Origin of the sequence: Paenibacillus sp. 2TAB26 (assembly GCF_052115145.1) — a bacterium.
In the GTDB taxonomy this organism is placed as follows: Bacteria; Bacillota; Bacilli; order Paenibacillales; family Paenibacillaceae; genus Pristimantibacillus.
This window is the reverse complement of the sequence record NZ_JBFRGC010000041.1, coordinates 1-11,694: the sequence shown is the minus strand read 5'-3', so window position 1 is coordinate 11,694 and position 11,694 is coordinate 1. Positions and strand designations below refer to the sequence as shown.

The following is an 11,694-nucleotide window of genomic DNA, read 5'->3' as shown; positions in this document are numbered from 1 at the left end:
AAAACGATATGGAAGCACTTATTAATATTAACAAGCTGAATTTGTTTTACGGCGCTTTCCACGCTTTGAAGGATGTAACGCTAACGATACCTGAGAAAGCAATCACTGCATTCATCGGTCCATCCGGTTGCGGAAAGTCAACTTTGCTTCGTACACTAAACCGTATGAACGATATGATTCCGGGCACTCGGATTGAGGGAGGTATCGCCATTGGCGGTACTGAAATTTACTCGAATGAAGTGGATGTTGAAACACTGCGCAAAAAGGTCGGCATGGTATTCCAACAGCCGAACCCATTCCCGAAATCGATCTATGATAACGTGGCATACGGTCCTCGCCTGCATGGTATTACTAGCAAGCGCGAGCTCGATGAAATTGTAGAAACAAGCTTGAAATCCGCGGTATTGTGGGATGAAGTAAAGGATCACTTGAAACGTTCCGCGTTCGGTTTATCTGGTGGACAGCAGCAGCGCCTTTGTATTGCCCGCGCACTTGCAGTAAACCCAAATATTTTGCTTATGGATGAGGCGACATCAGCGCTTGACCCGATTTCCACGCTGAAAATTGAAGAGCTTGCTCAAGAATTGAAAGATAAATACACAATCGTGATGGTTACTCACAATATGCATCAGGCAGCCCGCGTATCCAATCAAACGGTGTTTTTCTTGAATGGCGAGGTCGTTGAATACTCGGATACGGAGAAGCTGTTCTCCAATCCAACCGATCAGCGCACAGAAGATTATATAAGCGGACGTTTCGGCTAAGCCAAACGGATCGTGGGAGAAAACTTCTATTCAAGAGGTTGAATCATATGATTTTGGCCTTGCGAATGATGTTGTTTTACAAACCTTGTAGGGGGAATGCCGTTCATGATGACCACGCGTAAAGAGTTTGACCAAGGACTAGAGCATCTTCATAATTTGCTGATTGATATGGGTACTTTTGTTGAAAAAGCGCTCGTAGAATCGATGGAAGCATTAAAAACCGTTGATGTTGACCGTGCGAAGCAGGTCATAAAGCTGGACCCGTCGCTTAACCAAATGGAAGAAAAGATTACGGAAATCGGCTCGAAGCTGATCGCTACGCAGCAGCCTGTTGCCAAGGATTTGAGAAGAATTCTGTCCTCGTTTAAAATCGCAAGCGATTTGGAGCGTATGGGCGATCTCTCCGTTGATATTGCTAAGGTTGTATTGCGTTTAGAGGGTCAGGAGCTAATAAAACCGTTAATCGATTTGCCGCGTATGGCAGAAATTGTTCAGCTTATGACATACGAGTCCATTCAATCGTTTATTCAAGAAAACGTAGACCTGGCTTACAAAATGGCGAAGGACGACGATCAAGTTGATGCCCTGTATGGACAAATTACGCGCGAGCTTTATTCCCTTATGATGGAAAATCCTCGCAATATTACACAGTCATCGCTTCTCACTCTCGTCGGACGTTACCTCGAAAGATTCGGTGATCACGCAACGAACATCGGTGAGAGCGTCGTTTATCTCGTAACGGGCAATCGTCCGGATTTGAACGTATAACCTACTTAAAACATACTTAAGACCGCCCACGCTTAGCTGCTGGACGGTTTTTTTGTTTAGGAGAAAAGAACTAAGAAAAATGTCGAATTTTACCGCAAGTTAATCCTTTTATGCATCTCCATTCACAATTGGCTGGTAAAGTAATACATAAAGGAACTGAAATAGACGATAGTCGATTGAGGGGATTGGCATGAATGGAGTCGGGGTTGGTTTATTCAATCGAGATATGCTCCGCAGCATAAAAGAGCGCTGGCATGAAGGCGGAATTGGTGTCATTTACGTCCGTTTTCGCCTCGGGAACACAGCAGCAGAATCAGCATTGCAGCTATGGGAGGGCACGGAGGCAAGGCTTTTCTGGCGTCAGCGCCTTGAATGGGATTACTTTTATTTATTTGATCGGCAGCAGAAGGATGAACCGATCATTCGAGTGGTCGAGAAAGCGATGGAGCGGCTTATTGATAGGCTAAGGAAGTCTGATGCAAAAAAGGAAGACGGGGCTTTCTCAGACATCGATCTGGAGGTAAGCATAGGTCTTTCAACGGCATACCCTCCAGCAACCGGCCGTTCCTCGGAGTCGGTTGTTTATCGGATGATTCTTGATGCGATGGAGCAAAGCGCATATAACGTTACTCTCGGAAGGAACCGCCAAGAATCTCTATCCGAAGGCAAACCGAAAATAGAAAACTACGGTCAGATCATCGGAGCAGGCGAGCCAGTGCAGCAGCTGCATTTGCCGGGGAACCATAGCCGAACCGTTCGAATTGGCGGGCTTGCTGCACCTTTTCCGATATTTCCTGCCCGGGCCAGGGTGTCCGAGGTTGCTTATTTTTTCGATACGAATGCGAAGGCGCAAGGCGCGGTCATTGTCGATAAAGGCAGACCGATAGGCATCTTAATGAAAGAGAAGCTGCATCAAATGTTAGCCGGACAATTCGGGCTGCCTCTTTATTGGAACAGACCGATTGAGCGGATTATGAACAATCAACCGCTTATTGTGGATGAGCAGCTTACTGTCGAGCATGTATCTCAGCTGGCAATGGCAAGGGATTTCTCACAGCTATACGATGTCGTTCTTATTACGAAGGATGGACAGATGGCAGGAGCAGCTACGATCAGGTCTATCTTGGAATGCATGACGGCGCTTCGCACAGAGGCAGCACGAACAGCTAATCCGCTTACGGGGCTGCCGGGGAACGAGGAAATTCAGCTTGAACTGAGCCAGCGGATCGGACAAGGTGAGCCGTTTGCTGTCGTTTATGCGGACTTGGACTATTTTAAATGGTATAACGATTCCTTTGGTTTTGGGCTCGGAGATAATTTGATCCGCTATTTGGGAGATATTCTGCGTATGGAGCTTGATCAGCTCGGAGCAGGCGACGATTTTGTCGGACATATAGGCGGAGATGATTTCATCGTGGTAATGAGAGCAGATTCGGCGGAGCAACTATGTCAGGCGATGATAAAGCGTTTCGATAGCGGGATTAAAGCATTTTACGGCGGCGTTGAAGTAACGACAGTTGAGGATCGAGAGGGCAATCTCATTGATCAGGAGGGTGTAACGCTTTCTTTGTCACTCATGTTATGGGATGGCAGAGTAGCGCTTGCGGCAGATGATATTCCGAGGATTGCGGCAAAGCTGAAGAAACAAGCGAAAGCACTTAAAGGCAGCGTCTATGTCATGGATCAAATTATAGGAATGCATCATGGAGAGGAACGGAACGGAAATTGAGACAACTACGGGACATATGGCGGCTAAACGATACGGAAAACGTGAGCTCGGGTCATCTTGGTATTATTTATTTATCATGGCAGTTTCCTACGGATGTTCGGAAAAATCACTTATCCTCGCAGCATGAGAAATGGCGTGTTTTTGCAGAGAATGAGGTGAAGGCTGCATTTGGAAGCTCTTTACTATATGAAGGGCTGCAATGGATGAAGGAGGATTTATTTATCCATATGCGTTTGCCGGCCGGGCATCAAATGCTGCAGGAGGACTGGCTGCTTGAGCTGGCCTATAAGCATACCGCTGATTGGGAGAAACAATTTGCAGAGGAGATTTGCTATGAGGGGCTAGCTGATGTGCTTGGGAAGCTCCATATTGGTGTATCTGTCGTACCCAATGACAATGACCCTGTGGATGGCCTCGTCTGGTATGATGCGATGAAAAAAGCAATTTTGCACGGGCAATCCGCCGGATCGATGGAGCGAAGCTTGAAGCGCCGAGCGCTGGAACGAGTCATTAGCGAGCGGCTTATTCAGCCAGTATATCAGCCTATCGTATCGCTGCTGCGCGAAGGAGAGGTATTTGGCTTCGAAGCGCTATCGCGTACGCAGGATCAAACTTGGTTTGCCGGACCTATGGAGCTCTTTCAGTGTGCTGAGCAGGAAGGTTTGACTTATAGCTTGGATAGACTGGCTAGAGAAAGGGCGATAGACGGCTGTCTGCGGCTCATGCCAGGGCAAAAGCTATTCATCAATGTGATGGCGCAAATTATGGAGGATCCAAGCTTCTCGCCCGGCCAAACGCTCAGTCTGCTGGAGCAGCATAAACTATCGCCCCATCATGTCGTATTTGAAATTACAGAACGAAGCTCAATCGCGGATTTTGGCTCTGTAAAGAAGGCGCTGGAGCATTACCGGAGCCAAGGTTATCAAATTGCAATTGATGATGTTGGAGCGGGTTATTCGTCATTGCAATCTATCGCTGAGCTGCGACCTGATTATTTGAAGGTGGATCGGTCGATTATTCATAATATCCACTTGGATGAGATGAAAGAGCATATTTTGTACACACTGGTTCAGATTGCAGCAAAAATGGATATTTCCATAATTGCCGAAGGCATAGAACTTGAAGCGGAGCTTGCGAAGGTTCGTGAGATGGGGATTGAATATGCTCAAGGTTATTTATTAGGCAGGCCTGCTCCATTTCATTCCATGATGATGTAACCGATACAAAAAAGGGCTAACCCATCGCAGCGATGCTTGGGAATAGCCCTTTTTGTGGTATACTTAAAGGTATGAATGTTACATAAAGAAGGTGTTGATTCCTTATGGAAAAATGGATGCTAATTGACGGAAACAGTATAATCTACCGTGCGTTTTTTGCTTTGCCGCCGCTTACGAATTCGGCGGGCAATCACACGAATGCGATTTTTGGGTTTACAACGATGCTGCTTAAGCTGCTTGAACAAGAAAAGCCGACTCATGTGCTGGTTGCATTTGATGCCGGCAAGGTCACTTTTCGCCATGAAGGTTATGCGGAATATAAAGGCGGAAGACAAAAGACACCGCCAGAGCTGTCAGAACAATTTCCAGTGCTTAAGGAGCTGCTTCAAGCCTTTAGCATTTCGCAGTTTGAGCTGTCCGGTTATGAGGCCGATGATATTATCGGTACGCTAACGAAGGCAGCTGACGAGAAAGGTGTAGAAACTTTTGTCGTTACTGGAGATAAAGATATGCTGCAGCTTGCTTCAGACAAAGTAACCATTGCGGTAACACGCAAAGGCGTTAGTGATGTTGAACTTTACACACCAGAGACGATCCAAGAGAAATACGGCCTTGTGCCGATGCAAATTATCGATCTTAAGGGGCTCATGGGGGATACCTCTGACAACATCCCTGGTGTTCCGGGCGTAGGCGAAAAAACGGCGCTTAAGCTGCTTCATGAGCATGGATCCGTTGAAAGCGTGCTTGATAACTTGGACAAGCTGAAGGGCAAGCTGAAGGAAAACATTGAGAGCCATAAAGATGATGCTACGATGAGCAAGCGCTTGGCGACGATCTTCCGTGAAGTGCCTATAGAAAAGTCTATCGATGACATTCGTTATGCCGGGTATGATGGTTCGAAGCTGGCTGAGGCGTTCCGCAAGCTGGAATTCAAATCATTAATTGATCGCCTGGAGCTAGGTGCTGAAGCGGGTGATATGGATAAGGAAGCCGAAGCTGCTGCAGCTGATTTGAATATTAATGTGATCGAATCAGAAAAAGACGCAGAGATGCTGGAGAAGCTTATTCAACTGCTCCAGAAGTCGGACAAAAATGGCTTGTATATCGAAGCCATTGGGGAGAATCCGCATCATGCCGAGCTGATTGGCCTTGCTATCGCTACTGATGAAGCTGTGTTTGTAATGCCATATTCAGTGCTTAAGCAGCCTTTCGCAGCGAAGCTTCGCGACTGGCTCGAACAAGCGGACAAGCCGAAATACGGCTTTGATCTCCATAAGGTGGAGCTGGCACTCAAATGGAGCGGAATCAGCTTCGAGGGTTCTGCTTTTGATGTGCAGCTGGCAGCATATTTGCTCGATCCTACAGAAGCAAGCCAGACATTAAGCGGCATTAATGAGAAGCAAGGCTTGTCGACACTGCCGCCGGATGAAGCTGTTTATGGCAAAGGCGCGAAATTCAGAGTGCCTGATGCCGATACGCTTTACCGCCATTTATCGCTGAAAGCGGAAGCGGTTCGGAAGCTCGTGCCTCTGTTAACCGAAGAGCTAAGCAATACGGGCATGAGCAAGCTTTATTTTGACATGGAGCATCCATTGTCCCGCATTCTTGCAGGGATGGAGTTTCAGGGCATTAAAGTAAAGTCGGAGGAGCTGGAGGCGCTTGGCCGTAATTTGGAGAGTAAGCTGACAACAATCATTAGCAGCGTGTACAAGCTTGCTGGTACGGAATTTAATATCGGATCGCCAAAGCAGCTGGGTGAGATTTTATTCGAGAAGCTTGGCCTGCCTGCTAAGAAAAAGACGAAAACAGGTTATTCGACGGATGCTGAGGTACTGGAGGAGCTTGCTCCTTATCACGAGATTATTCCGCTTATCCTGCATTATCGTCAGCTCTCGAAGCTGCAATCTACTTATGTAGAGGGCTTGCTTAAAGAGGTGCGCAAGGAAACAGGCAAAATACACACGTATTATCGCCAGACCATTGCAGCTACCGGTCGTCTAAGCAGTCAGTTCCCTAACCTGCAGAACATTCCGATTCGTCTTGAGGAAGGACGCCAAATTAGGAAAGCCTTTGTACCGTCCGAGCCGGGCTGGTCCATCGTAGCAGCTGACTATTCACAAATTGAGCTTCGTGTGCTCGCACATATTGCTGATGATGAGAATATGAAGGAAGCGTTCATTAAGGACATGGATATTCACACCAAAACAGCGATGGATGTATTCGGCGTAACTGCCGAGGAGGTTGATTCCAACATGCGTCGTTCGGCAAAAGCGGTCAACTTCGGCATCGTGTATGGCATCAGCGATTTTGGCTTATCGCAAAACCTTGGCATTTCCCGTAATGAAGCTGGAAAGTTTATTGCGGATTACAAGGAGGTTTTCAAAGGCGTTCGCCAATATATGCACGATATCGTTCAGCAAGCGAAGCGCGACGGGTATGTGGCCACACTGCTTGAGCGCAGGCGTTATCTGAATGACATCAATGCTTCTAATTTCAATTTGCGATCCTTTGCTGAACGTACAGCGATGAATACACCGATTCAAGGTACTGCGGCAGATATTATTAAGCTGGCCATGGTCCATATGGACGCTGCGCTGCGCGAACGCAAGCTGAAGAGCCGCATGCTGCTGCAGGTGCACGATGAGCTCGTGTTCGAAGTGCCGCAAGAGGAGCTGGAGCTGATGAAGACGCTTGTACCTGAAGTGATGGCTGGAGCGCTCAAACTTGATGTTCCTTTGAAGGCCGATATGAGTTTCGGTGACAATTGGTATGAAGCAAAGTAACCCACTGGCGGGCAGTTTCGGGTATAATGGTTGTTGAGGTGAGGAGAAATGCCTGAATTGCCAGAGGTAGAAACAGTTAGAAGAACATTAATTGAACTTGTAGCGGGAAAACGTATCCAATCAGTAACCGTTAGACTCCCGCGTATTATACAGCGTCCAGCAGAACCTGAACAGTTCGCGGATGCGCTTGTCGGACATACGATCCAGACGGTTGAGCGACGCGGCAAGTTTTTGCGGATCATCTTGGACGGGCTCGTACTTGTATCGCATTTGCGAATGGAAGGCCGATATGGGGTTTTCCCATCGGAAGAGCCGATTGAGCTGCATACTCATGTTATCTTTCATTTCGAAGATGGCACGGATTTGCGTTATAAGGACGTTCGCCAGTTCGGTACGATGCATTTATTCCAAGAAGGGCAGGAGCTTGAGCTTCCGCCGCTTAACAAGCTTGGTATAGAGCCGCTTGAGCCAGCCTTTACGCTAGAAGCGCTTCGCGGGAAACTCGAGAAACGCGCGACTAAGATTAAGCCGCTATTGCTTAATCAAGAGCATATTGTCGGTTTGGGCAACATCTATGTAGACGAAGCTTTATTTCAAGCACGTATACATCCGGAGCGAACACCTAGCACATTGAAGCCGGCCGAATGGAAGCGACTTTATGAAGCGATACGTTCGACACTGGGAAATGCGGTTGAAGCAGGCGGTTCGTCTATTAAATCGTACGTTAATGGACAAGGCGAGATGGGAATGTTTCAGCATCAGCTGCTTGTATACGGCAAGAAGGATGAGCCTTGTCCAACCTGTTCAAGACCGATTCATAAATTTGTTGTTGGCGGCCGAGGTACCCATATTTGCAATAAATGCCAGACACTGCACGCATCAGGAAAATAATACGAACTGCAGCAAATGTTAACCAGCATGCACAGTCAAATACTCCCCGCATATGATAAGTGTGTTACGAACAATAGGCGGATGTCTACTTACAGCTTCTTGTAAGCCGGATCGCCGCTGTGCGGGGAGGGACTAAAACATTGTTCGCGCATGTAGTTTCACTATTAGTTCTTGCTGTTGCTGTTAGCGTAGACGGTTTTGGTGTTGGCGTTACTTACGGTTTGCGGAGGATCCGCATACCGATCGTGTCAATACTGATTATTGCTTGCTGCTCTGGTATTATTATTTATTTGTCCATGCAGGTTGGCGGATTGATAACCACGTTCCTGTCTGAATTCGTTGCGCGTCTCATTGGCGCATGTGTCCTCATGCTGATTGGTGTCTGGGCGCTATTGCAGCTTAGACGAAACAAACAGCAGCAGGATGATGTGAGGCATGAGCACGTAGAAACCGCAGTACAAGAAAGTGCTGCTTCGGCAGAAGCTGGCGCAAAAACACATGCCGGAGAGATCGCGAGTGCTGCGCTTGTCGTTATGGTAGAGCTGAAGCGTCTAGGGCTCGTTATTCAGATTTTGCGCACGCCACAGTCGGCTGACGTCGATAAATCAGGCACCATCTCTGCATCGGAGGCCGTCATGCTTGGCTTTGCATTATCACTTGATGCATTTGGAGCTGGACTTGGGGCTGCGTTGATCGGATTGCCTTCCTTACTTACGGCTTTAACGATAGCGGCGGCAAGTGCGCTTTTTCTTGTTGGCGGTATCCGTTTTGGCTTTCGTTTCTCCGCTTGGAAAGGCATGCAGACATTAGCTATGCTGCCAGGCATATTATTAATCATAATCGGAATCATGAAGCTGTTATAATTTGAGGTGAAAAGGATGATAATCGGATTAACCGGCGGTATTGCCAGCGGCAAAAGCACAATCGCAAACATGCTCGTCGAACGCGGTGCGCTGCTGGTCGATGCCGATCAAGTCGCAAGGGAGGTTGTACTTCCCGGGGAACCAGCATTAGAGGCAATCGCCTCTACGTTTGGACAAGCTGTCCTTGAAACAGACGGTTCTCTTAACCGCAAAGCTCTCGGCGAAATTGTGTTTCGCGATAAACAATCACTAGCAAAGCTTGAATCCATAACCCATCCAGCTATACGGGCGCGGATGCAGCAAACCATACATACTTACGCAGAGCAGTATCCAGAACGATTAGTAGTAGTTGACGTGCCGCTGCTATACGAGACGAAGCAGGAGCATCTGTACGAGGGCATATTGGTCGTATATGTACCCGCGGAGCTTCAAAAAAAGCGCTTAATGGAACGAAACCAATTGCCTGAGGAAGAAGCAAGCCGGCGCATCGCATTGCAAATGGATATTGAGCAAAAGAGACTGAAAGCGGATTGGGTCATCGATAACAGCGGATCGCTGGAGGAGACGCAGCATCAGCTGGATGAATTTTGGAAAAGTAAGTGTATGCCATGAGGGTATTCCAAAAGAAAAGGGTGCTGCTCGTCCTGCTGCTTGGTTTATTGACGATTTTATTTCTCAAATCAGATTGGCTTGCGGAGTGGATGTATCCGGTTCATTACAAAGAAGACATTCGTGCAAGTGCTTCTAACTATGGCGTTGAGTCGCATTTAGTGGCCGCGATTATTCGCAGTGAAAGCAATTTTCAGACAGGCAAGGAATCGAAGAAGGGTGCACTGGGCTTAATGCAAATTATGCCTGATACGGCTGCATGGGTCGTTCAAAAAGCAGGATTTCAAGCCGTAACGGATGACATGCTAATGAATCGTGCAGACGTTAGCATTGAGGTTGGTGCGTGGTATTTAAGATCTCTTAATCAACAATTTGATCAAAATAAGATAGCTGCAATTGCTGCATACAACGCGGGTCCAGGAAATGTTCGCAAGTGGCTTGATTCGGGGACTTGGGATGGAACAATCGAATCGGTTAAAGAAATTCCGTTTGGAGAAACTAGACACTATGTGCAGCGAGTCATTTACTATTATAATAAGTATAAGGACTTATATCCTAGTCTTTAATGGATGATCCTTAACGATAACGAAAATAAATGAAGCCTTGGAGGCTCGTCTCTTCATGGACGAGCCCTGCCAAAGCTTCGGTTATTCATACAACTTTTAATGAATCATTATTTGTATTGACCAGCAAGGGATTGCTCGGCAATTTGCACTAGGCGACGGGTAATGTATCCCCCGATGGAGCCTGCGTCTTTTGTAGCCATGTTGCCGTAGTATCCGTCTTGCGGAATTGCGATGCCTAGCTCTTGAGCAACTTCATATTTCATTTGGTCAAGGGCAGCTGTCGCTTGTGGCACTACCAATTGGTTACTGCTGCGGGATGCGCTCATGTATGTTCACCTCCTTGCGGTTGGTAAAAGTATTATGTGCAAAAATCTGAACTTCATTACAGGAATTACATGGAAATTAAAATTTTTTTTCGAAGAGTCCATTTTTGAGGCTCAAGCGACTAAGAAAGGAGGCAATACGCATCATGAAATGCCCATACTGCGACTATGCCGGAACGAAAGTATTAGATTCAAGGCCCGCCAACGAAAACAAATCCATTCGCCGCCGCCGTGAATGCGAAAAGTGCAGCCGCCGCTTCACGACATTCGAAATGATTGAAGAGACGCCTCTGATCGTCATCAAAAAAGATGGCAGCCGTGAAGAGTTCAGCCGTGACAAAATATTGCGGGGTCTTATCCGCGCCTGCGAGAAGCGTCCGGTTCCAGTGGAGCGCCTAGAGGTAATCGTATCCGAGGTTGAGAAGGAGCTGCGCACAACGGCACATGCCGAGGTTGATAGCAGCGATATTGGTGGAATCGTTATGAACGAGCTTTATCCTGTAGATGAGGTAGCTTATGTCAGGTTCGCATCTGTTTATCGCCAATTCAAGGACATCGATATGTTCATGAAGGAGCTCAATAATTTGCTGTCCAAACACCCGCTCAATGGTATGATAGATAAAGATTGACAGTTTTGACGACCCTATGCTAAGATCAATCTTGTCGTCATTTGGGGCCTTAGCTCAGCTGGGAGAGCGCATCGCTGGCAGCGATGAGGTCAGGGGTTCGATCCCCCTAGGCTCCACCATAATAAACCATTCAAACCACTTCTGTTGAAGTGGTTTTTTTATTATTTGGTGGAGCCTAGCAAGGGGCAGATCGCGCGCACGAAGCGTCAGTGTAGGAGCACGGCATCGAAATTTACCGCTGAGCAGTGCATCATTGAAAAAGCTTCTGTGAAAGTTTAATCAAAATTTCGATACCCCGAGGTTCAGTCCGCGCGGACGTAATGAAGTGAGTGGGCATCGAAGGAAAGTAGTAAGAAAAGCCAATAAAAAAGCAGTACCACCACTATAAAAGTGTTGATACTGCCATATTCAGTGGTAATTGTTTTACTAGTTAGAATTTACTTGCTACTTTAAGAGCTTTTTCAAGACCATCCGCAATGATCTCTTCTGCTTTTTCTGGGAATTGATTGTGGCCTTCTATCACAATTGTCTCTGTATCATTTACTCCGAAGA

At 47.1% G+C, this 11,694-nt stretch carries 11 protein-coding genes, 1 tRNA gene and 1 pseudogene; 11 read left to right on the top strand and 2 right to left on the bottom strand.

Annotated features, from left to right (window positions below):
* The first annotated feature begins 8 nt into the window (after window positions 1–8).
* From pstB to AB4Z50_RS32400, 9 genes are all read left to right on the top strand, one after another.
* Window positions 9–764: a phosphate ABC transporter ATP-binding protein PstB gene (gene pstB / locus AB4Z50_RS32440; protein WP_308999341.1), complete on the top strand. Its 756-nt coding sequence runs from the start codon at window positions 9–11 to the stop codon at window positions 762–764.
* Window positions 765–872: 108 nt separating this feature from the next.
* The gene (gene phoU, locus AB4Z50_RS32435; protein ID WP_076270305.1) at window positions 873–1,532 is read left to right on the top strand and encodes a phosphate signaling complex protein PhoU; all 660 of its coding nucleotides are present in this window, start codon (window positions 873–875) and stop codon (window positions 1,530–1,532) included.
* Between the two features lie 190 nt (window positions 1,533–1,722).
* Entirely contained in the window at window positions 1,723–3,261 is a 1,539-nt protein-coding gene (locus AB4Z50_RS32430; RefSeq protein WP_441885893.1) for a GGDEF domain-containing protein, read from the top strand.
* Complete coding sequence (locus AB4Z50_RS32425) at window positions 3,258–4,478, top strand: EAL domain-containing protein (RefSeq protein ID WP_441885891.1); 1,221 nt, start codon at window positions 3,258–3,260, stop codon at window positions 4,476–4,478. Before AB4Z50_RS32430 ends, AB4Z50_RS32425 begins: the two co-directional genes overlap by 4 nt.
* A gap of 104 nt (window positions 4,479–4,582) precedes the next feature.
* Window positions 4,583–7,261, top strand: a complete 2,679-nt coding sequence (polA, locus tag AB4Z50_RS32420; protein WP_441885888.1) for a DNA polymerase I — start codon at window positions 4,583–4,585, stop codon at window positions 7,259–7,261.
* A gap of 48 nt (window positions 7,262–7,309) precedes the next feature.
* On the top strand, window positions 7,310–8,152 hold the full coding sequence (gene mutM, locus AB4Z50_RS32415) for a DNA-formamidopyrimidine glycosylase (RefSeq protein ID WP_441885885.1): 843 nt from the start codon (window positions 7,310–7,312) through the stop codon (window positions 8,150–8,152).
* A 140-nt stretch (window positions 8,153–8,292) separates the two neighbouring features.
* On the top strand, window positions 8,293–9,015 hold the full coding sequence (locus AB4Z50_RS32410; RefSeq protein ID WP_076270184.1) for an MntP/YtaF family protein: 723 nt from the start codon (window positions 8,293–8,295) through the stop codon (window positions 9,013–9,015).
* Between the two features lie 15 nt (window positions 9,016–9,030).
* Window positions 9,031–9,627 (top strand): dephospho-CoA kinase, encoded by a 597-nt coding sequence (gene coaE / locus AB4Z50_RS32405; protein WP_441885881.1) that lies wholly within the window; start codon window positions 9,031–9,033, stop codon window positions 9,625–9,627.
* Window positions 9,624–10,190, top strand: a complete 567-nt coding sequence (locus AB4Z50_RS32400) for a lytic transglycosylase domain-containing protein (protein ID WP_441885878.1) — start codon at window positions 9,624–9,626, stop codon at window positions 10,188–10,190. Before coaE ends, AB4Z50_RS32400 begins: the two co-directional genes overlap by 4 nt.
* A 107-nt stretch (window positions 10,191–10,297) precedes the next feature.
* Here AB4Z50_RS32400 and AB4Z50_RS32395 read toward each other — a convergent pair whose 3' ends face one another.
* Window positions 10,298–10,516 carry an alpha/beta-type small acid-soluble spore protein gene (locus AB4Z50_RS32395; RefSeq protein WP_053377233.1) on the bottom strand — a complete coding sequence of 73 codons (219 nt, stop codon included), beginning with the start codon at window positions 10,514–10,516 and terminating at the stop codon, window positions 10,298–10,300.
* Between the two features lie 143 nt (window positions 10,517–10,659).
* Between AB4Z50_RS32395 and nrdR the strand changes: the two genes are divergently transcribed.
* Window positions 10,660–11,142 (top strand): transcriptional regulator NrdR, encoded by a 483-nt coding sequence (gene nrdR, locus AB4Z50_RS32390; protein WP_053377232.1) that lies wholly within the window; start codon window positions 10,660–10,662, stop codon window positions 11,140–11,142.
* Window positions 11,143–11,185: 43 nt separating this feature from the next.
* Window positions 11,186–11,261 (top strand) — tRNA-Ala (locus tag AB4Z50_RS32385).
* 311 nt (window positions 11,262–11,572) lie between these two features.
* Here AB4Z50_RS32385 and AB4Z50_RS32380 read toward each other — a convergent pair.
* A pseudogene (locus AB4Z50_RS32380) lies at window positions 11,573–11,694 on the bottom strand (FMN-dependent NADH-azoreductase); the annotation flags it as partial.